This is a genomic window from Xanthomonas sp. GW (genome assembly GCF_014236815.1).
Lineage (GTDB): Bacteria > Pseudomonadota > Gammaproteobacteria > Xanthomonadales > Xanthomonadaceae > Xanthomonas_A.
Genome location: NZ_CP051189.1, coordinates 4,839,079 through 4,864,409, shown reverse-complemented (window position 1 = coordinate 4,864,409; position 25,331 = coordinate 4,839,079). Strand labels below are relative to the sequence as shown.

The window sequence follows — 25,331 nt, the reverse complement described above, 5'->3', positions numbered from 1 at the left end:
CAGTGCGCCTACGCTTCCCTGTAGGAGCGGCTTCAGCCGCGACAGATTCCTACCCGCAGGTCCTGTCGCGGCTGAAGCCGCTCCTACAGGTGGAGCGGAATCCGCCGCTACCCGCGCTTTCCCGCCGCATGTCCCTGCGCCAGCTGCCACAGATGGCGTACCACCGGCAGCGCCTGCGCGGTGGCCGGCAGCGCCGCCAGCGCCAGCCGCGCCATCGGGACGCGGCCTTCGATGTCCAAGTAGCGCACGCCGGGCAACTGCACCTGGGTCGTCGAGGCCGGCACCACCGAGACGCCGAGTTCGGCGGCGACCAGGTTCACGATCGACGACATCTGCGGCGCTTCCTGCTTGATCTGCAATTCGAAGCCGGATTGGCGGCAGGCCTCGAGGATCTCGTCGTACAGGCTGGTGCCGAAGCTGCGCGGGAACAGGATGAACGGTTCGCCGGCCAGCGCCGATAGCGGCGCGCGCCGGCGCTTGGCCAGGCGGTGCGCGGCCGGCACCGCGATCTTCATCGGCTCGTCGGGAAACTTCAGCAACTGCAGTTCGGGCGGCGTGACCACGCTGTAGCGGATGAAGGCCGCATCCAGGCGCCCTTGCACCAGCGCGGCGAGCAGGCCGGCGGTGTTGGTTTCCTCCAGCGCCAGCGCCACCGCCGGCCAGGCACGGCGGAAGTTGCGCACCAGCGTCGGCACGATCGGGTTGAACGCGGCCGAGGCGGTGAAGCCCAGCCGCAGCACGCCGCTCTCGCCGCGCGCGGCACGGCGGGCGGCGTCGCCGGCGCGTGCCAGGTCGGCGAGCACGCGCTTGGCCTCGACCCGGAACGCGCGGCCGGCCTCGGTGAGGTCCGCGCCGCGCGGGGTGCGCACGAACAGCGGCGTGCCCAGTTCCTGTTCCAGCGCGCGGATCTGCTGGCTCAGCGGCGGCTGCTGGATGCCCAGCTGCGCCGCGGCGCGGGTGAAGTGGCCGGCCTCGGCCACGGCCAGGAAATAGCGCAGGTGGCGCAGTTCCATGTCATATCCAGAAGATATGGAGAATGCCTGGATCATATATTGGACACCGGATCGGCGCAGGCAAATACTGCCCTGCCCTCGTTCGTTGCCGTGTCGCCGTGACCCCTTCCAGCCAATGCCCGCCGCTGCAGGCCGTGGACGATGCGCCGCTGTTGCGCATCCGCCTTGCCCTGTTCCTGGCCGGCTTCGCCACCTTCTCGCTGCTGTACAGCGTGCAGCCGTTGCTGCCGGCGTTCGCGCGCGAATTCGGAGTCGACGCGGCGACCAGTTCGCTGCCGCTGTCGCTGGCCACCGGCGGCCTGGCGATCGCGATCTTCTGCGCCGGCGCGGTGTCGGAGAATCTGGGCCGGCGCGGGCTGATGTTCGTGTCGATCGCGTTGGCGGCAGTGCTCAATCTGGTCGCTGCATGTCTCCCTCACTGGGGCGCGCTGGTCGTGGTGCGCGCGCTGTCCGGCGTCGCCCTGGGCGGGGTGCCGGCGGTGGCGATGGTGTATCTGGCCGAGGAAGTGCCGGCGTCCAAGCTCGGCGCGGCCACCGGTCTGTACGTGGCCGGCAACGCATTCGGCGGCATGGTCGGGCGCATCGGCATGAGCGTGCTCACCGATCATTTCGACTGGCGCACCGCGCTGGCGGCGGTCTCGGCCATCGACCTGCTGGCCGCGGTCGGCTTCGTGCTGCTGCTGCCACCTTCGCGGCATTTCGTGCGCCGCCGCGGCATCAACCTGCGCTTCCACCTGCAGGCCTGGGGCGGGCATCTACGCGACCGCTATCTGCCGTGGCTGTTCGCGATCCCGTTCCTGGCGATGGGCGTGTTCGTCAGCGTCTACAACTACGCCGGCTTCCGCCTGGGCGGGCCGGAATTCGGGCTCAGCCAGAGTCAGCTCGGCATGATCTTCAGCGCCTACGTGTTCGGCATCGTGTCTTCGTCGGTGGCCGGCGCCGCGTCGGACCGCTTCGGCCGCGGCCCGGTGGTGCTGGCCGGCATCGCGGTGGCGGCGCTCGGCGTGGCGCTGACCATCGCGCACGTGCTGGCGGTGGTCATCGCCGGCATCGTGCTGCTGACCATCGGCTTCTTCATCGCGCACTCGGCGGCCAGCGCCTGGGTCGGCCGCCTCGGCGGGCGCAACAAGGGCCATGCCGCGTCGCTGTACCTGCTCGCCTATTACAGCGGCGCCAGCCTGATCGGTTCGCTCAGCGGCGCGGCCTGGCAGCACGGCGGCTGGAACGCGCTGGCAGGCTGCTGCCTGTTGTTGCTGGGCATCGCCCTGGTGGCCGCGCAGGTCTTGCGCCGTGGCGCCGACGACAGCCGTCCGTATGGCCGCTTCGGTCCGCATCCGCCGCGCGGCGAATAGCGGATGGGGAATGGGGAGTGGGGAATAGGGAATCGGTAGAACAGAGCAAAGGCGATTGCCCGTGCTTTTCGATTCCCGATTCCCGTTTCCCCATTCCCGGCTTCATCGGTGTCACTGCACCGAGTAGCTCACCGACAGGGTCACGTTGGCATAGCCGCCGTTGCCGCCGAGCGCGCGGATGAAGTAGCTGCCGGTCGCCGGCAGCGCCGTCTGCACGTTCTGCGTGGTGCCGTTGCGCACCGAGGTGTAGTCGGCATCGCTGCCGTCCGCGCTGGGCGCGCGCGTGGCACGCACGTAGAGCTTGAGCTGGCCGCTGCCGCCCAGTGTGCGGATCTGCAGGTTGCGCGCGTTGAGCGGCACGTCCAGGCGGTACAACTGGCCCTGGCCGGCCGTGGCGGACAGCTTGCCCAGCGTGCCGCGGTCGACGTTGATGGCCTTGCCTTCCTCGCCGCCGCCATCGGCGCCTGCGGCACGCGCCACGGCCTTGGCCGCGTTGAGGATGCCGACACCCAGTGGCAGCACCGGCTTGACCGGGAACTGATTGGAGGTCTGGGCCAGGATGTCGCGCATCTGCGTCGGCGACGGCACCGGGCGATTGGCGTTGAGCGCGGCACTGATCGCCAGCGCGACCACGCCGGCGACGTGCGGCGACGCCATCGAAGTACCGGCATAGCCGGCATAGATCGATTGATCGGGGCCGTGCGTGCCGTTGTTGAGGGTGGACCAGATCAGGCCGGTGCGGACCGAGCCGGAGCCGCTGGCCGCATCGTTGGGATAGACGCCGCCGCCTGGTGCCGACAGGGTGATGCTGTTGCCGTAGTTGGAATAGTAGGCACGGCCGCCGGTGATGCCGGTGGCGGCCACGTTGATCACGCCCGGGCAACTGGCCGGGCTGAATCCTGCGGCGTCGGCGTTGCTGTTGCCGGCGGCCACCACCACCACGCTGCCGCGCCCGATCGCGCTGGCGATGGCGTTGGCGGTGACCGCATCCTGCTCGCAGGATCCGCCGCCGCCCAGGCTCATGTTGATGACCTCGGCCGGGTTCGCATTGTCCGGCACGCCGTCGATGTGGCCGCCCGATGCCCAGACGATGGCGTCGGCGATGTCGGCGGTGGTGCCGCCGCAGTGGCCGAGCGCGCGGATCGGCAGGATCCTGGCGTCCGGGGCGATGCCGACCATGCCCACGCCGTTGTTGGTGCGCATGGCGATGGTGCCCGCCACGTGGGTGCCATGCCAACTGCTGTCGCTCTGCTCGCCCGGCTGCGCGCAGCCGCCGTTGGCCGCCAGGTACTTGTCGTCGGTGGTCCAGTCGCCGGTGTCCCAGCCGCCGGCCGCGCGCCCGTTGCTGGCCCGGCCCGACACCAGCGCGTCGCTGATGAAGTCGTAGCCGGCGCTGGCCAGCGAGGTGTCCAGATCCGGGTGCGCGGTGATGCCGGTGTCGATCACCGCCACCACCACGCCCTGGCCGGTCCCGTACTGCCAGGCCGGCAGCAGGTCGATGCCGCCGCGATTGGCGTAGCCGGTGGTGTCCGGCGCCAGCGTTTCCAGGTGGCCGTCCGGCGTGCGCAGGTGCCACTGCACCACGTAGCCTGGATCGTTGGGCGCGGCGACGGCCGTGGCGCTGGCCTGCGCGGTGCTGCGCACCGGCTTGAGCAGCAGGTTCGGCTCCACGTGCGCCACCGCCGGATCGGCCTTGAGGCTGACCATCAGCGTCTCCAGCTGCGACTGGCTCAGGCGGCGGTCGGGCCGGACCAGATCGGCGCCGATCCCGAGCCGGCGCACCCGGCTCAGCGCCGGCGCGCTCTGCCGGTAGGTGCTCGACCACATGTTGGCGGCGCTCGGCGCGGCCATGATCTGCTTCAGCTTGACGGCGGCGGCGTTCGCATCGCGGCGCTCGCTGCTGCCGTCGCGGTAGGTGACGATCAGGCCGTCGTAGAGCTTGGACTGGCCGGGCGCGGCGGTCTCCAGAACGGAGAAGCGCGGGACTGACTGCGCGTGCGCGCTGGAGGCCAGTGCCACGCCCAGCGACAGCGCCAGCAGGGTGCGGGGAAACGAGGAAATGTCGGTCATGTCTGGATCTCTACGGAAGGTCGGAAGGAGGCGGCGGCAGTGCGGCGAGGCGTGGCATCACCAACTGAAGCCGGCACCGGCGGAGACGCTCTTCTCGTTGCCGGAGAAGGCGCCGCCGAGCGAGACGCTGGCGCGGTTGCCGATCGCGCGCTGGTAGCCCACCGCCAACGCGTTCTCGCCGCCCTGCGAGCCGACACCGACGCCGACCCGATTGGCGCCGGCCAGGCCGGAGGTGTTCGTTGCCATGCCGGCATAGGCCGCGCTGACCGCGCCCATCCGGTCGATGCGCCGGTCCATGTCCTGAAAGCGATGGTCGGTGTCGCTGCGCAGCTTGGTCAGGTTGTCGTCCCAGCCGGCCATGCGGCTGTCGGTGTAGGCATTGGCGCTGCGCAGCGTGGCGCTGTCGCCGGCCTGCATCTGGCCGACATTGGCCGCATCGGTGGCGGCGCTGCCGGCCGCCACGTTGCTGATCTGGCGCTCGTTGCCGGCGCTGCCCACCGAGACCGTATTGGCGCGGGTGGCGCTGGAGCCGCGGCCCAGCGCCACGGCGTTGTCGGCCGAAACCGAAGCGCCCTGGCCCAACGCGGTGCCAGAGGCGGCGGTGACGGTGGCGCTTTCGCCGACCGCCACCGCGTTGGTGGCGTTGGCGCTGATGCTGGCGTTGGCGCCGACCGCGGTGCTGCCGTCGGCATTGACCCGCGCGTTGCCGCCCAGCGCGGTGTCGTTGGGACCGTAGGCGAGGGCATTGGCGCCCATCGCGGTGCCGTTGTGGCCGTTGGCGGTGGCCTCGGCGCCGACCGCCACGGCATTGGTGCCGGCGCCGACGCTGGGTCCGCCGCTGCTGCCGCTGCCGATGGCCACGCCGCCGCCGCCGCCGCTCTGGGCAAGGCTGCCGACGCGGGAGTCTAGCGTCGACAGTGCACCATCCAGTGCCGACAGCGCGGTACCGACGCTGCCGTAGGTCTTGCCCTGGATCAGGTAGGCGCTGCCGCTGAGCGTGCCGTCGTTGCCGACCACGCTGCCCGCGCCGAGCGCGGTGGCGATGCTGCGCAGCTGCAGCACGTTGACCGCATCGGTGTCGGCGGTACCGGCGGCGACATAGGTCAGCTGGCGCAGCGCGCCATCGCTGCCGAAGGCCACCGTGTTGTCGCGGTCGGCGACCGCGCCGGCGCCGATCGCCACGCTGTTGGCGCCGGTCGCGGCGCTGTTGTAGCCCAGTGCGACGCTGCCGGCGGTCAGCGCGGTGGCGCCGCTGCCGAGCGCGGTCGCACCGGCCGCGTTGGCGCTGGCGATAGCGCCGAAGGCGCTGGCGTCCTCGCCATCGGCGAAGGCCTGCGCGCCGATCGCGGCGGCATTGTTGCTGGTGGCCACCGATTGGGCGCCCAGCGCCAGGCTGTAGGTCGCGTCGGCATGGCTGTCGAAGCCCAGCGCGGTGCCGTAGTCGGACAGCGCCCAGCTGCCGGCGCCGATGGTCACCGCGCCCAGGCCGTTGGACTGGGTCGGGATGCCGGCGTTGCTGGCGCCGATCGCCACGCTCTGCTGGCCGGACGAGGAGGAGCTGTCGCCGATGGCGATGCCGCCGGCACCGGTGGCCATGGCGCCGTAGCCCATGGCCACCCCGAAGAAGCCCGAGGCCACGCTGTAGCCGCCGTTGGCGATCGCGCCGACGCCGCTGGCGTTGGCGGCATAGCCGAAGGCGCTGGCCTGTTCGGCCGCGGCAACCGCGGAGCTGCCGGCGGCGGTGGCGTAGTCGGCGGTGGCCGCGGACGTGGCGCCGATCGCCGTGGCGCTGGCGCCGCTGGCGCTGGTGTTCCAGCCCAGCGCGCTGGCGTTGGCGGCGCTGGCGGTGGCGGCGGTGCCGAGCGCCAGCGCACCGAAGCCGGTGCTCAGCGCGCCGGCCGAATCGCCGTAGGTGCTGCCGAAGAAGCTGCCGCCGATCGCGATCGCCGAGGTGCCGCTGGCCACCGCACCGTCGCCCATCGCGATGGCGGCGGCGTCGGAGGCCACGCTGTGGTGGCCGATGGCGATGGCGAAGGCGCCGGACGCGTCGGCGCGTGCGCCCATCGCCACGGCGCGCAGGCCGGCGGCGGTGGCGAAGTCGCTGCCGTCGTTCAGGCCCTCGGCCATGAAGTAACCCGTGGTGTTCTGGCTGCCGGGCTGCACCGGCGCGGAGGGATCCGCGTCGTCGGCGGGCTGCGCATCGCCGCTGTTCGCTGCTGCCGTGGTCGTGGCTGGCTGGGCGGCAGGCGTGACGGCCGCGGGCGCATCGGCCGCGCTGGCGGCCAACGGCGCCGCCGCCAGCAGCAACGCGACCGTCAGCAGGCTGTAAGGAGCGTGCGACAGAGTGGACGAAGGGCGTGTGCGGCGCGAGCGAACGAGCGTGTGCTTAACGGGCATGAGCGGTTCCATGGAAGCGCTGGGACGATGGTCCCGGCAATGGGTTTAGCCCCGATTAAGGCGGTAAGCCCCGGCCGCCTTCAATGCCGGTAAATTCACCTCAACCTCACGGTAGACTCACCGACATGGGAGTCTGGGTGGGACGCATGCCACAAAATCTGCTGGTCCGGCTGTGGCGCCGGCATTGGAGATGGCTGCGGCGTGTCCCCATCGCCGATCCGGTCGATCGCCGCAACGCGCCTGCGCTGCAGGTGCTGTTCCTGTTCCTCGGCTGCGAGATCCCGCTCAACAAGCTCTACCACCTGCTGACCGCGCCGCAGATCCAGATGACCGCCGGCCAGCTGGCGGTGGACGTAGGCACCGACGCGGCGATGTCGGTGGCCGCCTGGGCCGGGGTGTGGATGATCCGCCGCGGCCTGCTGCAACAGGCCGCCGCCGCGTTCATCGCCGTGGTGCTGTGTTCGGCGGTGGCCGCCAACCTGGCCTTCGGTTACCAGGTGCAGGCCTTCGATCCCTTCCCGATGATGATGTTGACCCTGGCCGCCCTGGTGATCGGGCGGCGCGCGCTGTGGGTGGTGTACCTGTGCATCACGCTGATCTTCTGGGCGGGCATGGAGAGCCCGTGGGGGCGCGATCCGCGCGGCACGCGCAGCCCGTTCCAGAACCTGCCGTCGCTGGCGCTGAGCTACCTGATGATCACCCTGGTGCTCGATCGCACCGTGGCCGCGTTGCGCGAGAGCCTGTGGCGTGCGCGGCGCAGCGCCGCGCGGCTGCGGGTGGAGATGCGCGAGCGCGCGCAGGCGCAACAGCGCTTGCTGCATCTGCAGAAGATCGAGCTGGTCGGGCAACTGGCCAGCGGCGTGTCGCACGACTTCAACAATGTCCTCAGCGCGATCCTCGGCTATGCCGAGCAGCGCCACTGCGTGCACGAACTGGATTTCGATCCGCCGCGCGATGCGCTGGCGCTGGCCGACGCGCTGGACGGCGTGGCGCTGGCCGCGCAGCGCGGCGTGGCGATCAGCCGCAAACTGCTGAGCTTCAGCCGGCGCGAAGTGAGCGTACCCGAGCGCTTCGACGCCGGCGAGGCGCTGCACGGCATCCAGCCGATGCTGCGGCAACTGTTCGGGCCGACCGTGCGCCTGCATCTGGACGTGGCGCCGGAACCGCTGCCGCTGTTCCTGGACCGCAGCCGGCTCGACCTGACCTTGCTCAATTTCGCCGCCAATGCGCGCGATGCCATGCCCGACGGCGGCAGTTTCTCGATCTGCCTGCGCCGCGATGGCGCCTGCGCCCGCGTCGAGATCGCCGATACCGGCGTGGGCATGAGTGCGGACGTGCAGCGGCAGGCGTTCGAGCCGTTCTTCACCACCAAGCCGGCCGGTCAAGGCACCGGGTTGGGGCTGGCGGTCGCCTTCGAAATGGCGCAGGAGGCGCAAGGCAGCCTGGAGGTGCGCAGCGCGCCGGGCGCGGGCACCTGCTTCGTGCTGCGCCTGCCGCTGGCGGCGCTCAGCGTTCCTGCGGCATGAACAGGTAACCCTCGCCACGCACCGCCTTCAGCGGCAGCGCGACGCCGGTACGCTCCTGCACCTTGAGCCGTAGCCGGTGCAGCAGCGCATCCAGGCGATGCGGGTCGACCTCCAGGCCGAGGTTGCCGCCGAGCATGCCGATCAACGCGTCGCGGGTGACCAGCCGTCCGCGCGCGCTCCACAGGCTCTGCACCACCTTGCGCTCGGAGCCGGTCAACGCCACCGCCTGTCCCTCGGGCGAGAACAGGCACCAGCCATCGTCCTGCAGCTGCCATTCCTCGGCCACGTTGGGTGCCGAGGACGGCGGACGCGACATGCGCCGCGCCACGCTGAACAACGTGGCGGCCAGGATCTCGATCTGCACCGGTTTGATCAGGTAGGAGTCCGCGCCCTGGGTCAGGCCGCGCACCAGATCCGGCTGCTCGCCGCGCCCGCTCAGGATGACGATGCCCAGCCCCGGGCGCTGCGCCTGCAACTGCTCGGTCAGGGTGAAGCCGTCGCTGTCCGGCAGGCCGATATCGAGCACGATCAGGTCGAAGCGGTGGTCATCCAGCGCCGCCCACAGCGCCTGCGCAGTGCGCAGCGGCGTGACCTCGAAACCGTGCCGCTGCAACCCGGGCAGCAGGACCCGGTCGCGCAGCACGTCGTCGTCCTCCAGCAGCGCCACCCGCAGCGGGGCGGTGGCGGTGGCGACGATCGGCTGGCCTATCGGATCGGAAAATCTGCTCACGACGCGGAATCGGGATGGGCGGCATTCCTGCCGGAGGCATCGTGCGGCAACGAGGCTGCGCGCAGCCGATGCATCTTGCCGGTGTTCGACAGTAGCCAGTTTCTGCAGCGCTTTCAATGCGCGGCGTGCTGGGGCTGCACGCGGATTCGGCGCCGTGCGCCGCGTGCGCCGTCTTCATGCGGCAGATGCGGCAGTGCGAAGCCGGCACGCTGGCGTACGGACGCTTGCGTTGCCGCGCGGCGAGCCCAAGATTGAATCCATCGCGTCGCTGGCGCAGCGTACGTCCACGCCGCAGCAACGCAACCGCCCAAGGACACCGCACGATGCACCAGACATTGCCGGATCACGCCCTGCCCATGCCTGCAGCGGCCGCCGCGGACGCAGCGCTGCAGGCGTTCGTCGCGCGCCACCGGCGCCTGTTCGTGCTGACCGGTGCCGGCTGCAGCACCGATTCGGGCATTCCCGACTACCGCGATGCCGCCGGCGACTGGAAGCGCGCGCAGCCGGTCACCTACCAGGCGTTCATGGGCGAGCTGGCCACGCGGCAGCGCTACTGGGCGCGCAGCCTGGTCGGCTGGCCGCGCTTCGGCCACGCCCGGCCCAACGCTACGCATGCGGCGCTGGCGCAGCTGGAAGCGCGCGGCCAGGTCGAACTGCTGCTGACCCAGAACGTGGACCGCCTGCACCAGGCCGCCGGCAGCGCAGCGGTGATCGACCTGCACGGGCGCCTGGACGTGGTCCGCTGCATGGGCTGCGAGCGGCGCCTGCCGCGCGAGGACTTCCAGCAACAGTTGCTGCAGCACAACCCGCACTGGGCGACGCTGCAGGCCGGGCAGGCGCCAGACGGCGACGCCGACCTGGAGGACGTGGACTTCGCTGCCTTCGCGGTGCCGGCCTGCACGCAATGCGGCGGCGTGCTGAAGCCGGACGTGGTGTTCTTCGGCGAGAACGTGCCGCGCGAGCGCGTGGCCGCCGCCTTCGCGCACCTGCAGCAGGCCGATGCGATGCTGGTGCTGGGGTCGTCGCTGATGGTGTATTCCGGCTTCCGCTTCGTGCAGGCCGCGGCGAAGGCGGGATTGCCGATCGCCGCGGTCAACCTGGGCCGCACCCGCGGCGACGACCTGCTGAGCCTGAAGCTGGCGCAGCCCTGCGCGCAGGCGCTGGCGTTCCTGCTGCCGCGTGCGGCCGCCTAGGGCGTGTCATCAATCCCCGAGCAGCTCGCGCCACCCCGCGCATACGTGTTCCCGTCAGCGCTGGCACGGCAGTGTGCACGCGCAACAGTGGCCCTACGGGTTGGGCCTGTCAGGCCGCCAGCCGGCACCGCGCGGCTTGACCTGACCGCCAGTCAGGCGCTGCGCCCCGCAGCACCGGCTGGCGACCTGACAGACCCAACGCGACCTGCTCGGGAATCGATGACACGCCCTGGCGGCTCCGGCGCGGCGCGTTCCGAATCCGCGCACGAACTGATCCATCGGCAGTGGTTGATCGGCGGCGCCGGCAGGAGTGCAATGGCAGCTTGCCCGCGGTGCAGCGGGCGTCCCCACGGAACGCCACCTTGAGCCATCTCTTCTCGCCCCTCGCCCTGGGGCCGCTGTCGTTGTCCAATCGCATCGTCATCGCGCCGATGTGCCAGTACTCGGCCGAGCAAGGCCAGGCCAGCGACTGGCACACCATCCACCTCGGCCAGTTGGCGCAGTCCGGCGCCGGCTTGCTGATCCTGGAAGCCACCGCGGTGGAGCCGCGCGGGCGCATCAGCTACGCCGACCTGGGCCTGTGGGACGACGCCACCGAAGCGGCGCTGCGCGGCGTGCTGGCCTCGGTGCGGCGCTGGTCGCCGATGCCGCTGGGGATCCAGCTCGCGCATGCCGGGCGCAAGGCATCCACGAACAAGCCGTGGGATGGCGGCGGCGCGATCGCGCCGGGGCAGCCGAACGGCTGGCAGACCGTGGCGCCGTCGGCGCTGGCCTTCGCCGAACACGGCACGCCGCCGCAGGCGCTGGACCTGGCCGGCATCGATGCCGTCGTCGCGGCCTTCGTCGCCTCGGCGCAGCGCGCCGAACGGCTGGGGTTCGAGCTGATCGAACTGCATGCCGCGCACGGCTATCTGCTGCACCAGTTCCTGTCGCCGCTGAGCAACCAGCGCGACGACGCCTACGGCGGCAGCCTGGAGAACCGCATGCGCCTGCTGCTGCGCGTGCATGCCGCGGTGCGCGCGGCGGTGTCGGCGTCGGTCGCGGTGGGCGTGCGCCTTTCCGCCACCGACTGGGTCGAGGGCGGCTGGGACGTGGCGCAGAGCGTCGCGCTGGCACAGGCGCTGCAGGCGCAGGGCTGCGACTACCTGCACGTGTCCAGCGGCGGCCTCGACCGCCGCCAGCAGATTCCGCTGGCGGCCGGCTACCAGGTGCCGCAGGCCGAGGCGATCCATCGCGCGGTGCGCATGCCGGTGATCGCGGTCGGCCTGATCACCGAGCCGCAGCACGCCGAGGCGATCCTCGCCGAGGGCCAGGCCGACGCGATCGCGCTGGCCCGCGGCATCCTCTACGATCCGCGCTGGCCGTGGCATGCCGCCGCCGCGCTGGGCGCGAAGCTGAAGCCGTCGCCGCAATACCTGCGTTGCGAACCGCGTTCGGCGCGCGGCCTGTTCGACGCGTGATGCGCGCGCGCTGCGCCGCGCAGGTCGCGGCATCCACCACGAGTTGTGCAAGGAGTTGGCGATGAGCATCGGATTTCTCGGCCTGGGCACGATGGGCCAGCCCATCGCGCACAACCTGTTGCGCGCCGGGCATGCGTTGACCGTGTGGAACCGCAGCGCGGCCGCGGCGCAGCCGCTGCTCGAGGCCGGCGCGCAGCTGGCCGCGCAGCCGGCCGACGCGGTGCGCGGCCCGGTGCTGTTCTCGATGCTGGCCGACGACACGGCAGTGCGCGAAACCCTGCTCGAGCGCGGCGCGCTCGACGCGCTGCCGGCCGGCAGCGTGCACGTCAACATGGCCACGATCTCGGTGGCGCTGGCGCGCGAGCTCAGCGCCTTGCATGCCGAGCGCGGCGTGGCCTACCTGGCGATCCCGGTGCTGGGGCGCAGCGACGTGGCCGCCGCCGGCCAGCTCAACCTGCTCGCCGCCGGCGACGCCGCGGCGTTGGCGCGGGTGCAGCCGCTGCTCGACGTGATCGGGCGCAAGACCTGGTATTTCGGCGCGGCGCCGGAGCAGGCCAATGCGGTCAAGCTGGCCGCCAATCTGTGCCTGGCCAGCGCCATCGGCACCATGGCCGAAGCCTCGGCGCTGGTGCGCGGGCATGGCGTGGACGCGGCCGATTTCCTGGGCATGCTGGTCAACACCCTGTTCGCCGCACCGGCGTACCAGAACTACGGCGGCATGATCGCCGAGCAGCGCTACAGCCCGGCCGGCTTCAAGACCACGCTGGGGCTGAAGGACGTGCGCCTGGCCTTGAACGCCGGCGAGACCCGGCACGTGCCGATGCCGCTGGCGGCGGTGCTGCGCGACCAGTTCATCGACGCGATCGCGCACGGCGACGGCGAGCTGGACTGGTCGGCGCTGGCCAAGGTCGCCGCACGCCGCGCCGGGCAGGCCTGAGCGTTCGCTGCTGCGGCGCGCGGCCGCCATCTTCAGGCGGCCTTGTCGCGGTTTGGTGCAGACTGCGTCGCCGCGCTTGAGCTGGCCGCGTGCTTGCCGCTAAGGTGCGGCGGCCTGCAAGCGCATCATAGGAGGATGCCATGAGCCCGAATTCGTCCGACCCCGGCGCCATGACGCCCATCCAGCCGCCGCGCGCCGTCGCGCGCGAGGCCGTGCTCGGTCCCGAGCATCCGGAGCATCCCGACCATCTGCTGTACGCGCAGATCCGCGAAGGCGTGCACGCGCTGGATGCCGCCTGCGGCCGCGCGCCCGACGCGATCAGCGAACGCATGGTGGCGCGGCTGCTGCCGCTGGCCAAGGAGTACGGCTTCGACCAAGTCGATCACGTGGTGCTGAGCCGCGAGCTGGGCGAAGTGGAGCAGGGCGAGAACGTGTTCCTGGTGCGCGGCGACCTGGACGACCCGGCGCATCTGCGCGCGCACATCACCACCCACGAGGCGGTGGGCATGTCGGTGGAAGACTCGCTGGCGCGGCTGGAGAAGGTCAACCGGCGCCTGGCGCTGCGCCTGCGTCCGGAGTGAGCGCGGCCCGGCGCGCAGGCGAGGCCGCCTGCCGCCAGCATGCGGATGCCGCACTTCGGAGGAACGGCTTCAGCCGCGACGAGCGAAGCGATGCATTTTCCTTCGCGGCAAAGCGTCGGGACTGAAGTCCCTCCCACAGTGCACCCCGCTGGCCCACCGCAAGTCCCCTGTGGGGGCGGTTTCAGCCGCGACCGGCGAAGCGATGCACTTTCCTTGGCGGTAAAGCGTCGGGACTGAAGTCCCTCCCACAGTGCACCCCGCTGGCCTGCCGCAACTCCCTGTAGGAGCGGCTTCAGCCGCGACAGGATCTATCGGTAAAGCCCGTCGCGGCTGAAGCCGCTCCTACAGACGGTAAGACGTCCGGCAATGCCGCTGCGGCATCCCACAGCCAATGTCCTGGCAACATCCGCAGCCCACCATCCCGAGTCCCGAATTCTCCTATCATTGCGCGGATGCGCCCCGACTACATCCTGACCCTGTCCTGCCCGGACCGTACCGGCATCGTCTACCGCGTCAGCGGCCTGCTGTTCGAGCACGGCTGCAACATCCTCGACGCGCAGCAGTTCGGCGACGAGGAGAGCGGTCGCTTCTTCCTGCGCGTGCACTTCGACGTGCCCGCCGACGGCATCGTCGCGGCGGTGAAGGTGCAACTGGCGCCGCTCGCCGCCGACTACGCGATGGACTGGCAGCTGCACGATGCGCGGCGCCGCGCGCGCCTGCTGGTGCTGGTCAGCAAGCAGGGCCATTGCCTCAACGATCTGCTGTTCCGCGCGCACAGCCGTCAGCTGCGCGTGGACATCGCCGCGGTGGCCTCCAATCACGACGATTTCGCCGCACTGGCGCGCTCCTACGACGTGCCGTTCCACCATCTGCCGGTCGGTGCCGACAACCGCGCCGAACAGGAAGCGCAGTTGCTGGCGCTGGTGGAGCGCGAGCGCATCGATCTGGTGGTGCTGGCGCGCTACATGCAGATCCTGTCGCCGACGCTGTGCGCCGCGCTGGCCGGGCGTGCGATCAACATCCACCACAGCTTCCTGCCCAGCTTCAAGGGCGCGCAGCCGTACCACCAGGCGCACGCGCGTGGGGTCAAGATCATCGGCGCCACCGCGCACTACGTCACCGGCGATCTCGACGAAGGCCCGATCATCGAACAGGACGTGGCCCGGGTGGACCACGCGATGACTCCGCGCGACCTAGTGCGCCTGGGCAGCGACACCGAATCGCAAGTCCTGGCCCGCGCGGTGCGCCGCCATGTCGAACACCGCATCCTGCTCAACGGGCATCGCACTGTGGTGTTTCGGTGAGGCCGGGAATGGAGAATCGGGAATCGGGAATGGCAAAATCAAGAGCGTGAGCGCGACGCTGGCTCCGCGTGTTCCAATTCACGATTCGCAATTCGAATAATGCCTGTCGCGGCTGAAGCCGCTCCTACAAAAAGCGGCATCGAATCGAAATTGCACCAGCCGCAGCATCGGTGCATGGAGACCTCGGCGCTGCACCGAGCCTACAGGCCCGGTGCAGCCGCTTTTACCAATCCCAAATCCCAAATCTCCAATCCCCGCCCTTCAACGCGCCGCGTTGGCGTTCATCGTCGCGTTGCGGCTGGCGTCCAGGTATTGCGCCGGATCGCGCATGCCGGTGGTGTGGCACTGGCCGGTGGTGTGGCCGCGGTTGACCCCGCCCGGCAGTTGCGCGTTGACCTGCTCGACCACGCCGTCTTCCGGATCGTCCAGCACCAGGTCCGAGGCCGCGTTGCAGTAGTCGTTGGTGTACCAGTTGGTCTTGGCGAAGGAGGTGGTGTAGTAGTTGACCAGTGCCCGCGCCGAGGTCGGGATGCCGGCCAGCCACGCCTTGGCGCCGTCGTAGGTCATGTCGCTGTTGCTGCCGCAGCCCACGCCGAACCACGAGCCCACCGTGGCCAGGATGCCGGACAGGTTGGTGCCCTGGTAGGGCGTGCCCACCGACTGCATGACGCGCCCGCCGCTGGCATTGTCCAGCCCGCTCCAGTAGTAGCTGTACAGGTGCAGCGCGGCCATGCCGCCCTGGCTGTGCGCTACCGTGCCGAACGAATTCCATTGGCTGCCGAACTGTCCCAGCAGTTGCGCGAACTGGTCGTTGCTGCGGTTCTGGTTGGCGTCCAGGAAGGTCGAGGCGTTGCTGAACTGCGCCGCTGGCCACACCCCGCCGGAGCAATAGCCATGCACCAGCACCAGGCGCGAGCCGGTCGCTTGCGCTTGCGCATCGGTCGCCGCGCGCTGCAGCGTCGCCGGGCGCTCGCCCATGCGCATGCTGGCGTCGATCGCGCCGCCGCGCGCCACGCTGCTGCGGCGCAGTGCCGGCAGGGTCAGCGCCAGCGTGTCGCGCGTGGCCAGCGGCACGAAATGGTCCGGGTCCTCGATGCGCAGGTTGCGCAGCGTGAACGGCGCACGCGCGCCGGCACGCACGATCCAGCGTTCGTCCACGCTCAGCGGCAGGCGTCCGTTGTGCGGCGCGAGCATGCCGCCGAGCCAGGCCACCGGCACCGCGCTGCCGTCGCGACCGGTGCCCCACAGTTCGCCGAGCACGCGGTAATGCGCCGGCGCCTGGCCGCTGGCGCTGACCGGGATCGGCAGCGCCAGGCGGGTGCCGTCCTGTACGCTGGCGCTCACCGCGTCGGCGGCGATGCGCAAGCTGGTGTCGAGCACCGGCAGCACGTGTTCGCTGGTGCGCACGAAGGCCTGGCCGGCCGCGTCCTCGCCGTGCACCACCACCTGCGCGAGATAGCTGCCCGGCGCCTTCGCCGGGAAATCGCCGGCATAGATGCCGTCGCCGGCGGCGCCGTCGCCATGGCGGCCGTCGTCGGCCATCGGCCACTGGGTCACCGTGCCGTCGGGCGCGGTGACGCGCAATTGCGCGTCGCGGATGCGTCCGGCATTGCTGGCGAGCGCGGTGGCGCCGTGGCTGTCGCTGCCGCCGAGCAGCGCGGTCAGGCCGATGCGCTGGCCGCTGTGCAGCTGCCGGCGATCGCTGGGATAGGAGGCCAGCTGGGTGCGCGCATCGCCTTCCATCAACAGGTAGCCGCGTTGCGCGGCGCTGCCGTCGGCGCGCAAGGTCAGCGTCCAGCTGCCGTTGACCGCCCTGTCCACGCGGTACTCGCGCGCCGGCAGCGCGGTGTCGCCGCTGCCCAGGCGGGTGGCGACCGCGTTCGGCACGATCGCGGCGGCGCTGGCGCGCGCGTTCGCCGCGCCGGGCGCATGCAACTGCGGTTGCCAGTCGTGGGTGCCGGACAGCAGCACGAAGCGCAACTTGCCGTTTTCTACCGGCAGCGTCGCCTGCCATTGCGCTGCCTCGCCGCTGCGTGCGGAAGCGAATTCCACCGGCAGCAACGCGCTCTTGGACAGGATCGCGGCCTCGGCCGGCGCCGGCGCGCGCATCTGCGCGAATTCCTCGGGAGGGCCGGCCAACTGTTTGGGAACCAGATCGGCCGCATGCGCGAGCAACGGCGACAGCAGCAGCGTGGACAGCAGGGACAACTTCGGTAGCGTCGGCATGGCGGCTCTCTCCTTGAACAGTGCGAAGCCAGGCAGTACGGCGATCGCGATCGCACGCCTGCGCAGCGGATGCAGCGCCCCCTCGCCGCGACGTGATTGCGTTATACCCCGCCCAGATGACAGTTCCACGGTGCGCTGCAGCACCGGCGTGGCCATGCGCCGCGGCGATCCAGTGCAGCCGCCGCGTGAATGGGCTAGTGTCTGCGCTGGGGCGGCATGGCGATGCCGATGGCAATACTGGAGTAGCCAGGGGGATATCCAGATGCTGCGCAATGCAGTGCTTTTCTCCGTTTTCTTCGCCGGGCTGGCGCCCGTCGCGGCCCTCGCGCAAGCGCCTGCGCCGACGCGCACGGCGTTCGCGTTTTGCAGCGTGACCGACACCGGCGGGGTGCCGGCCAAGGTCTGGGCCTCGCCGGTCGTCGAGATTGCTTATCAAGACGACGCCAGCGGCTGGCTGCGGCGCAGCAACGAGCTGGCCAGTGATTTCCTGCAGCATGTGGGCAGCCTCGGCGGGGCGGGGACCAAGGACTGCATGCTCGGCCCAGGGCGCGAGGAAGCGTTGGCGCAGCGCGAGCAGCAACGCGCGATATGGAGCAAGCGCCTGTACCTGATGAAGGTGGGCAGCTGGCGCGACGTGGACTGGACGCCGCCGCCGTGGGATGCCGCCGCCAAGCCGCCGGCGCAGATCACGCGCTATTTCTACTGCTACGCGACCCAGGTCGACATTCCCGATCGCAGCGACCTGGCGCACACCGTCGCCACTCAGATCTTCGCCATGCCGAGCGGCGCCGATCCGACGGCGGTCTATGCGCAGAGCGCGGCGTATGCCGAGGAATTCAAGCAGACCGTGCGCGCGCACGGCCAGCCGGAGGAAGACACGACCTGCACCGCATACGACACCCAGGCCGAAGCGAGCAAGGCCAGTCGCGACTATCGCAGGCTGTTCGGCGGGTTCAACACCAAGTTCGCCGAAGTGGCGTGGATGCCGAGCGGCCGCGCAGCTGCAGTGGCTGCGGCGACACCGACTTCGGCGTCTGCCACGCCGATCGCGCCCACTGCGGCTGCGGCAGCAGCGCCCAGAACACTCGGCGTGCGCATCGCGCCGGTCACCGCGGAAGTGGCGCTGGCAACCGGACTTCCTCCCGCGCGCGGCGCATGGATCGTGGAGGTGATCGACGGCAGCGTCGCCATGCAGGCCGGGATCAAGCCGATGGACGTGCTGCTGGAGCTCGACGGCCGGCCGGTCGGCGGCCCTCAGGACGTGCCGCCCTTGGTGGCAGGATTGCGCGCAGGCGTTCCGGTGCCGGCGCAGATATGGCGCGATCGCCGCATGCAGCAACTGAGTCTGTTGTTCGCGGGCGGCGCTGCCGCTGCGGCGTCGGCGCATGTGCCAGCGGCCGCCGCGCCAACGACGGAGTGAATCGCGATCGCCTGTAGCTGGGGGTGCTTTGCAGCATGTCGGGTATTCGTCGCAGTCGCCCGCGACGTGCATCGCAGCGGGGCAAGGCAGCCTGTTTCCAGCGTCGGCGCATGAACCCGGCGCTGCGCGGCGATGCACGCGAACACGCATGCCATGCATTCTGGCGTTGCGATACCCGGCGTGCAGCACGCCGGGTATCGTCGGCTCATCGCCTACTTACGCCGCTTGCGCCTGCTGCGCGCGCAGCTGCCGCGCCGCGGCCACCATCGCTTCCAGCGCACTGCGCGTTTCCGGCCAGCCGCGCGTCTTCAATCCGCAATCCGGATTGACCCACAGCTGCTGCGGATCCAGCACCGCGCGCGCCTTGTCCAAAAGTTGCACCATCTCCTGCGTGCTGGGCACGCGCGGCGAGTGGATGTCGTACACGCCCGGGCCGATCGCGTTCGGATAGCGGAAGCGCACGAACGCGTCGAGCAGTTCCATCCGCGAGCGCGAGGTCTCGATCGAGATCACGTCCGCATCCATCGCCGCCACCGCCTCGATGATGTCGTTGAACTCCGAATAGCACATGTGGGTATGGATCTGGGTGGCGTCGCGCACCCCGGCCGCGGCGATGCGGAAGCACTGCACCGCCCAGTCCAGGTACGCCTGCCAGTCGGCGCGGCGCAGCGGCAGGCCTTCGCGGATCGCCGGCTCGTCGATCTGGATCACGCCGATGCCGGCCGCTTCCAGGTCGCGTACCTCGTCGCGCAGCGCCAGCGCGATCTGCCGGCATGTCTGCGCGCGTTCCTGGTCGTCGCGCACGAACGACCACTGCAGCACCGTCACCGGCCCGGTCAGCATGCCCTTCATCGGCTTATCGGTCAGCGACTGCGCGTACTGGGTCCAGCGCAGCGTCATCGGCGCCGGGCGCTGCACGTCGCCGTAGATGATCGGCGGCTTCACGCAGCGCGAGCCGTAGCTCTGCACCCAGCCATGCTTGGTGAAGGCGAAACCGTCGAGCTGTTCGCCGAAGTATTCGACCATGTCGTTGCGCTCGAACTCGCCGTGCACCAGCACGTCCAGCCCGAGTTGCTCCTGCGCGCGCACGCAGCGTTCGGTCTCCGCCGCCAGGAACGCGTCGTACTCGGCATCGCCGAGCTTGCCGGCCTTGTGCTGCGCGCGCGCCTGCCGCACCTGTGCGGTCTGCGGGAACGAGCCGATCGTGGTGGTCGGGTAGGCCGGCAGCCGCAGCGCCGCCTGTTGCGCCTCGCGCCGCTGCGGATACGGCGACTGCCGGCGCCCGGCATCCTCGCTCAGCGCCGCCACCCGGCGTGCGACTTCTGGGCGATGCACGCGCGCGGAGGAACGCCGCGTCGCCAGCGCGTCGCGCGCCTGCTCCAGCTCGGCCTGCGCCTGCGGCAGCTCGTGCAACGCATCGGCCAGCGTGCGCAATTCCTGCAGCTTCTGTTTGGCGAAGGCCAGCCATGCGTGCAGTTCGCGGTCCAGCGCCTTTTCCTGCTCCAGATCCACCGGCACGTGCAGCAGCGAGCACGACGGCGCCAACCACAGCCGCTCGCTGCCGACATGCCCGGCGGCGTAGCGTGCCAGGGTCAGCGCAGTGTCCAGCGGCGTGCGCCACACGTTGCGGCCGTTGACCAGCCCCGCCGACAGCACGCGCCCAGCCGGCAACGCCTGCAGCACCGCGTCCAACTGCGCCACTCCGCGCACCAGATCCACATGCAGGCCGTCCACCGGCAGCGCCGCGGCCAGTTCCAGGTTGTCGCCCAGTTCGCCGAAATACGTGGTCAGCAGCAGCTTCGGCCGCGGCGCCTGCGCCAGGAACGCATAGGCGCGGCGATAGGCGTCGCGCGCGGCCTCGTCCAGGTCCAGCACCAGTGCCGGCTCGTCGATCTGCACCCAGTTGGCGCCGGCCGCGTCGAGCTGCTCCAGCAGCTCGGCGTAGGCCGGCAGCAGGCTGTCCAGCAGCGCCCAGCGGTCGCTGCCGTCCACGGTCTTGGACAGCAGCAGGAAGGTCACCGGCCCGATCAGCACCGGCCGCGTGGTGATGCCCAGCGCCTTGGCTTCCAGGAACTCGGCCAGCGGCTTGTCGCCGCGCAGGCGGAAGTGCTGGCGCCGCGCCAGCTCCGGCACCAGGTAGTGGTAGTTGGTGTCGAACCACTTGGTCATTTCCAGCGCGTGCAGGTCCAGGCCGTTCTCCTGCGAGCCGCGCGCCATCGCGAAGTAGCCGGCCAGCGGATCGGCATCGGCCAGCGCGCGGTAGCGCTGCGGAATCGCATCGAACAGGAACGCGGTGTCGAGCATCGCGTCGTACAGGCTGAAGTCGTTGCTGGGCGGCAGATCCACCCCGGCCTCGACCTGCAGCCGCCAATGCCGCTGGCGCAGCTGCCGTGCCGTGTCTTGCAGGCTTGCCTCATCCGTTTCGCGGCGCCAGTAGCTTTCCAGCGCACGCTTGAGCTCGCGCCGCGCACCGATGCGCGGGAAGCCCAGGTTGGTCACGATCGTCATTTGCGTTTCCTCATTGCGTTCATAGGCATTGAGGAACGAAGGAACCGCGCGCCGTCCGCCCGTTCGCACGGGACGCCCGCCACGCCAGCGACCTTCGCCCCCGCGGGCGAACCGGCGCCACGCGGGCAGGCGGAAGAGCGCGGCGCGGCGCAGGGCCACGGCACGGCTTCCGGCCGCCTCCCCGCGGAGACGCCAGGTCGAATCGGAGGACGCACAAGTCCTCCGGCCGGGGCCGGTATTCGGGCTGATGGACGAGCGCACCATGCCGGCTGCGCACCTACTGTCCGTCGCTTCCCAGGCCGGCATGCGCCGGCCCAGTGCCATTGACGGAGGTCGTTTCCATTCACCGCTGCGGGGCAGCTCCGGAATGGGCGGGCGCTTGCGGCGCCAGCCTTCACCGGATTCCCGTTTAAATCCATCCCTTCATCCGAATGAAGCGATGGATACCTTCGGCGAGCGCACGATAGGCCGGATGCGGCGGCGGGTCAAGCGCCAAGTGGACTGCGGACGTTCGCCGGCAGCGTTCATGGCGAACGTGTAAGCTATTGATCCCAAAGCCAATGATCTGACGCTTTCGCCAGCAGGCGACAGCGCAGCACCGCCGCGCCCGATGACGCTTCCGCTTCCAACCTCCGACCTGTCCGCGCGCTACGCCGCCTCCCTGCGCCTGTCCGTGGCCCCGATGATGGATTGGACCGACCGCCATTGCCGCGTGTTCCACCGGCTGCTGGCGCCGTCGGCGCGGCTGTATACCGAGATGGTGCACGCCAACGCGGTGGTGCTGGGCGACCGCGCGCGGCTGCTGGGCTTCGATGCGGTCGAGCATCCGCTGGCGCTGCAGCTCGGCGGCAGCGATCCGGCGCTGCTGGCGCAGGCGGCGCGGATCGGCCAGGAGTGGGGCTACGACGAGATCAATCTCAATTGCGGCTGCCCGTCCGACCGGGTCCAGGCCGGGCGCTTCGGCGCCTGCCTGATGCGCGAGCCGGCGCTGGTCGCCGAGTGCGTGGCGGCGATGGTGCAGGCGGTGGACATCCCGGTCACGGTGAAGTGCCGGCTGGGGGTGGACCAGGACGACGACTACGCGGTGTTCCTGGCTTTCGTCGACCAGGTCGCCGCTGCCGGCTGCGGGCTGTTCGTGGTGCATGCGCGCAACGCCTGGCTGCAGGGCCTGTCGCCGAAGGAAAACCGCGAGGTGCCGCCGCTGCGCTACGACTGGGCCCACCGGCTCAAGCGCGAGCGCCCGCAGTTGCAGATCGTGCTCAACGGCGGGCTGGCCGACGTGGACACGGCGCGCGCGCAGCTGGACGCGGTCGATGGGGTGATGCTGGGCCGCGCGGCCTATCACGATCCCTACGTGCTGCACCGGCTGGACGCGGCCCTGACCGGCGCCACGCCGAGGCCGCGCGCCGAGCTGCTGCGCGCGCTGCAGCCGTATGTCGAGGCGCGTCTGGCCGATGGCGTGGCGCTCAAGCACATCGCCCGCCACCTGCTCGGGCTGTTCCACGGCCAGCCCGGCGGCCGCGCGTTCCGCCAGGTGCTCAGCGAGGGCGCGCACCGGCCGGGCGCGGACTGGGCGCTAGTGGAACAGGCTTTGCTTATGACCGCAGGGGCGCCGCAGGTCGCAGCGTAGCGACTCTCGGACGGGGCGCCATTCATCCGCGCTTCGCTCCTGGGGGCCCAACGCAAGCCGTCCCAACAGACGCTGCGGCTCCCTTTTGGATGCGCGTTCAGTTACTTTGTTCAGCTTCCTGCGGCAGCCAGTCCCGTCGCAGTGGGGACGGCAGACCCTTGCCGAGGCGGGGCTAAGGGCCGTCAGCAAGCGCCCGCCGGTGCGGTGTAGTAAGTTCATTTCACTGAACGAAGACGGTCGCGGCCGGAAAAGTTCAGATCGGATTCACCCCGAAAAATCAAGAATTTGGCTCGATTTTGCGGAATCGCGGCGCTGCTGCCAGGCATCCGGTTTCACAACTTTTGAACGTTTCCGATCAGTCCGTTAGGATGCCACCTCGTGATCTCGCCCACTCTCCGCCGCCGTCGCACCGTTGCCGTGATCGCACTCGCGCTCATGGCGGCTGGTCATGGCTGGGCGCAGCAGCCGGGTCCGCCTGGTCCGCCAGGCGCGCCGCCGATGGCGCCGCCCCGCGAGGCGCCCCGGGCGCGCGACTACAACGGCAGCTCACTGTCCGATGCGGTGCGCCGGGTGCAGCGGTCCACCGGTGGACAGATCCTCGGCGCCGAGCGCGTGCCGTTCGACGGGCGCGACATCAACCGGGTGAAGTACATGGATGGCCGCGGGCGCGTGCGCTACATGGACGATCCGCAGCCTGGCCGCTCCGCGCCGCCGCGCGTGCCGCGTCCCAGCGATGCGCAGGAACCACCACGCGGCGATAACCCCTGAGCCCGGATAGTCTGGTTCAGCTTGTCATACACACTGCCCGGCCGCCGGCCATCTGTAAGTAACTAGGGAGAGTTCATGCGTATCCTTCTGGTCGAAGACGAAGCTCCGCTGCGAGAGACCCTGGCTGCTCGCCTGAAGCGCGAAGGCTTCGCGGTGGATGCGGCGCAGGACGGCGAGGAAGGCCTGTACATGGGCCGCGAAGTGCCGTTCGACGTGGGCATCATCGATCTCGGCTTGCCGAAGATGTCGGGCATGGAGCTGATCAAGGCGCTGCGCGACGAAGGCAAGAAGTTCCCGGTGCTGATCCTCACCGCGCGTTCCAGCTGGCAGGACAAAGTCGAGGGCCTGAAGCAGGGCGCCGACGACTATCTGGTCAAGCCGTTCCACGTCGAGGAGTTGCTGGCGCGGGTCAACGCGCTGCTGCGCCGCGCCGCGGGCTGGAGCAAGCCGACCCTGGAATGCGGGCCGGTGGCATTGGATCTCGCCGCGCAGACGGTCAGCGTCAGCGGCAGCAACGTCGACCTGACCAGCTACGAATACAAGGTGCTCGAGTACCTGATGATGCATGCCGGCGAACTGGTCTCCAAGGCCGACCTCACCGAGCACATCTACCAGCAGGACTTCGATCGCGACTCCAACGTGCTGGAAGTGTTCATCGGCCGCCTGCGCAAGAAGCTGGATCCGGACGGCGAGCTGAAGCCGATCGAGACCGTGCGCGGTCGCGGCTACCGGTTCGCGATCCCGCGTACCGAAGGCTGATCCCACGCGCCTGCGACGAGCAACCGAAGGACGCGACAGCGTGGCGGCACGGCCCAAGTGGTACAAGCGCTGGCGCCCGCGTTCGTTGCAGGCGCGCCAGTTGCTGGCCGCCAGCCTGAGCCTGGTGGCGTTCCTGGCCGCGGCCGGCTATGCGCTGGACCAGGCCTTCGCCGACACCGCGCTGAGCAACCTGCGCGAGCGCCTGAAGAGCTACGCCACCGCCTACGCCAACAACGTCGACGTGGCGCGCGACGGCTCGCTGTACATCAACAACGACAAGCCGCCGCCGGACCCGCATTTCGACCGGCCCGGCAGCGGCCTTTACGCGCAGATCGTGATGCCCAACGAGCGCTGGATCTCGATGTCCAGCGAGGGCCCGTTGCCGCCCAAGGGCGGCATGCTCGAGCCGCGCCAGGAAACCTTCGACGGCCCCTGGCCGATGACCCAGATCGACGGCAGCGAAGGCGAGGTCTACCGCTACGGCATCGGCCTGGCCTACGTGCGCCGCGACAAGGAAACCCCGGTCACCATCTACATCATGGAGGACACCCGCGCGCTGGGCGCGCAGTTGTTGGTGTTCCGCCACCGGGTGTGGTTCAACCTCGGCGGCGCCGGCCTGATCCTGCTGCTGCTGCAGGCCTTCATCCTGCAGTGGAGCCTGCGTCCGCTGCGGCGGGTGATCAACGAACTGACCAAGGTGCAGCGCGGCGAAGCGGTGCGCATGGGCGACCGCCATCCGCGCGAGCTGGAACCGCTGACCGACAGCATCAACGCCTTCATCGAGAGCGAGCGCGAGAACCTGGACCGCCAGCGCAACACCCTGGCCGACCTGGCGCATAGCCTGAAAACGCCGTTGGCGGTATTGCGCACCCAACTCGACAGCGGCAACGACGGTCCGGAGCTGCGCGAGGAACTGGACGCGCAGTTGCGGCGCATGAACAACCTGGTGACCTACCAGCTCAGCCGCGCCGCTTCCAGCGGCCACAAGCTGTTCTCCGCGCCGCTGCCGATCGAACCCAACGCCGAAGAGATCGTGCGCGGGCTGGAAAAGGTGTACGCGGCCAAGGGCGTGCTGTGCGAGTTCGACATCGAGCCGAGCGCGCGTTTCCACGGCGAACCCGGCGACCTGCAGGAACTGCTCGGCAACCTGCTCGAAAACGCCTTCAAGTGGGCGCGGCGGCGGGTGCTGCTGAGCGTGCGTCCGGCGCCGGCGGCCGGCAGCCGGCGCGCCGGCCTGGTGATCTCGGTGGAGGACGACGGCCCCGGCATCGCGCTGGAGGAAGTGGCGCATATCCTGCAGCGCGGGGTACGCGGCGACGAACGCGTGCATGGCCACGGCATCGGCCTGGCGATCGTGCAGGACCTGGTCAAGGGTTACCGCGGTGAGCTGCAGGTGAGCCGTTCCGAGGAACTGGGCGGCGCGCGCTTCCTGGTGACCATGCCGCCGGGGCTGTAGC

18 protein-coding genes and 1 riboswitch are annotated in these 25,331 nt (G+C 70.3%); of the genes, 12 read left to right on the top strand and 6 right to left on the bottom strand.

Annotation, left to right across the window (positions count from 1 at the left end; translation table 11 throughout):
• Window positions 1–107 precede the first annotated feature (107 nt).
• Window positions 108–1,013: a LysR family transcriptional regulator gene (locus HEP73_RS21040; RefSeq protein WP_185821421.1), complete on the bottom strand. Its 906-nt coding sequence runs from the start codon at window positions 1,011–1,013 to the stop codon at window positions 108–110.
• Window positions 1,014–1,111: 98 nt separating this feature from the next.
• Between HEP73_RS21040 and HEP73_RS21035 the strand changes: the two genes are divergently transcribed.
• Window positions 1,112–2,365 carry an MFS transporter gene (locus tag HEP73_RS21035; protein WP_185821420.1) on the top strand — a complete coding sequence of 418 codons (1,254 nt, stop codon included), beginning with the start codon at window positions 1,112–1,114 and terminating at the stop codon, window positions 2,363–2,365.
• Between the two features lie 111 nt (window positions 2,366–2,476).
• On the opposite strand, the gene HEP73_RS21030 is transcribed toward HEP73_RS21035, so the two are convergent.
• Together HEP73_RS21030 and HEP73_RS21025 are read right to left on the bottom strand one after the other, a co-directional pair.
• Window positions 2,477–4,435, bottom strand: a complete 1,959-nt coding sequence (locus tag HEP73_RS21030) for a S8 family peptidase (RefSeq protein ID WP_185821419.1) — start codon at window positions 4,433–4,435, stop codon at window positions 2,477–2,479.
• Between the two features lie 57 nt (window positions 4,436–4,492).
• Window positions 4,493–6,832: a YadA family autotransporter adhesin gene (locus HEP73_RS21025; protein ID WP_255423592.1), complete on the bottom strand. Its 2,340-nt coding sequence runs from the start codon at window positions 6,830–6,832 to the stop codon at window positions 4,493–4,495.
• Between the two features lie 146 nt (window positions 6,833–6,978).
• Between HEP73_RS21025 and HEP73_RS21020 the strand changes: the two genes are divergently transcribed.
• Complete coding sequence (locus HEP73_RS21020) at window positions 6,979–8,358, top strand: sensor histidine kinase (RefSeq protein ID WP_185821418.1); 1,380 nt, start codon at window positions 6,979–6,981, stop codon at window positions 8,356–8,358.
• On the opposite strand, the gene HEP73_RS21015 is transcribed toward HEP73_RS21020, so the two are convergent.
• The gene (locus HEP73_RS21015) at window positions 8,339–9,088 is read right to left on the bottom strand and encodes a response regulator transcription factor (RefSeq protein ID WP_185821417.1); all 750 of its coding nucleotides are present in this window, start codon (window positions 9,086–9,088) and stop codon (window positions 8,339–8,341) included. The two genes, HEP73_RS21020 and HEP73_RS21015, sit on opposite strands and share 20 nt — an antisense overlap.
• Before the next feature lie 323 nt (window positions 9,089–9,411).
• Here HEP73_RS21015 and HEP73_RS21010 point away from each other — a divergent pair, with 323 nt between their 5' ends.
• From HEP73_RS21010 to purU, 5 genes are all read left to right on the top strand, one after another.
• On the top strand, window positions 9,412–10,281 hold the full coding sequence (locus HEP73_RS21010) for an NAD-dependent protein deacetylase (protein ID WP_185821416.1): 870 nt from the start codon (window positions 9,412–9,414) through the stop codon (window positions 10,279–10,281).
• Between the two features lie 362 nt (window positions 10,282–10,643).
• Entirely contained in the window at window positions 10,644–11,741 is a 1,098-nt protein-coding gene (locus HEP73_RS21005) for an NADH:flavin oxidoreductase/NADH oxidase (protein ID WP_185821415.1), read from the top strand.
• 61 nt (window positions 11,742–11,802) lie between these two features.
• Window positions 11,803–12,678, top strand: a complete 876-nt coding sequence (locus HEP73_RS21000; RefSeq protein ID WP_185821414.1) for an NAD(P)-dependent oxidoreductase — start codon at window positions 11,803–11,805, stop codon at window positions 12,676–12,678.
• A 170-nt stretch (window positions 12,679–12,848) separates the two neighbouring features.
• The gene (locus tag HEP73_RS20995) at window positions 12,849–13,259 is read left to right on the top strand and encodes an XVIPCD domain-containing protein (RefSeq protein WP_185823533.1); all 411 of its coding nucleotides are present in this window, start codon (window positions 12,849–12,851) and stop codon (window positions 13,257–13,259) included.
• A 452-nt stretch (window positions 13,260–13,711) separates the two neighbouring features.
• Window positions 13,712–14,563, top strand: a complete 852-nt coding sequence (purU, locus tag HEP73_RS20990) for a formyltetrahydrofolate deformylase (RefSeq protein ID WP_185814403.1) — start codon at window positions 13,712–13,714, stop codon at window positions 14,561–14,563.
• Window positions 14,564–14,824: 261 nt separating this feature from the next.
• Here the strand turns inward: purU and HEP73_RS20985 are convergent, their stop codons facing one another.
• Window positions 14,825–16,789, bottom strand: coding sequence for a choice-of-anchor X domain-containing protein (locus tag HEP73_RS20985; RefSeq protein WP_185821413.1), 1,965 nt, complete (start codon window positions 16,787–16,789; stop codon window positions 14,825–14,827).
• Between the two features lie 154 nt (window positions 16,790–16,943).
• Between HEP73_RS20985 and HEP73_RS20980 the strand changes: the two genes are divergently transcribed.
• Entirely contained in the window at window positions 16,944–18,209 is a 1,266-nt protein-coding gene (locus tag HEP73_RS20980; RefSeq protein ID WP_255423817.1) for a S1C family serine protease, read from the top strand.
• A 216-nt stretch (window positions 18,210–18,425) separates the two neighbouring features.
• Here the strand turns inward: HEP73_RS20980 and metE are convergent, their stop codons facing one another.
• Window positions 18,426–20,717, bottom strand: a complete 2,292-nt coding sequence (gene metE / locus HEP73_RS20975) for a 5-methyltetrahydropteroyltriglutamate--homocysteine S-methyltransferase (protein ID WP_185821411.1) — start codon at window positions 20,715–20,717, stop codon at window positions 18,426–18,428.
• A 213-nt stretch (window positions 20,718–20,930) separates the two neighbouring features.
• Window positions 20,931–21,184, bottom strand: a riboswitch (cobalamin riboswitch).
• Between the two features lie 143 nt (window positions 21,185–21,327).
• Here metE and dusA point away from each other — a divergent pair.
• From dusA to HEP73_RS20955, 4 genes are all read left to right on the top strand, one after another.
• On the top strand, window positions 21,328–22,347 hold the full coding sequence (gene dusA / locus HEP73_RS20970; RefSeq protein WP_185821410.1) for a tRNA dihydrouridine(20/20a) synthase DusA: 1,020 nt from the start codon (window positions 21,328–21,330) through the stop codon (window positions 22,345–22,347).
• 435 nt (window positions 22,348–22,782) lie between these two features.
• The gene (locus tag HEP73_RS20965) at window positions 22,783–23,115 is read left to right on the top strand and encodes a hypothetical protein (protein ID WP_185823532.1); all 333 of its coding nucleotides are present in this window, start codon (window positions 22,783–22,785) and stop codon (window positions 23,113–23,115) included.
• Window positions 23,116–23,190: 75 nt separating this feature from the next.
• Window positions 23,191–23,874, top strand: a complete 684-nt coding sequence (locus tag HEP73_RS20960; RefSeq protein WP_003469280.1) for a response regulator transcription factor — start codon at window positions 23,191–23,193, stop codon at window positions 23,872–23,874.
• Window positions 23,875–23,959: 85 nt separating this feature from the next.
• The gene (locus tag HEP73_RS20955; RefSeq protein ID WP_185823531.1) at window positions 23,960–25,330 is read left to right on the top strand and encodes an ATP-binding protein; all 1,371 of its coding nucleotides are present in this window, start codon (window positions 23,960–23,962) and stop codon (window positions 25,328–25,330) included.
• Window position 25,331 lies beyond the last annotated feature (1 nt).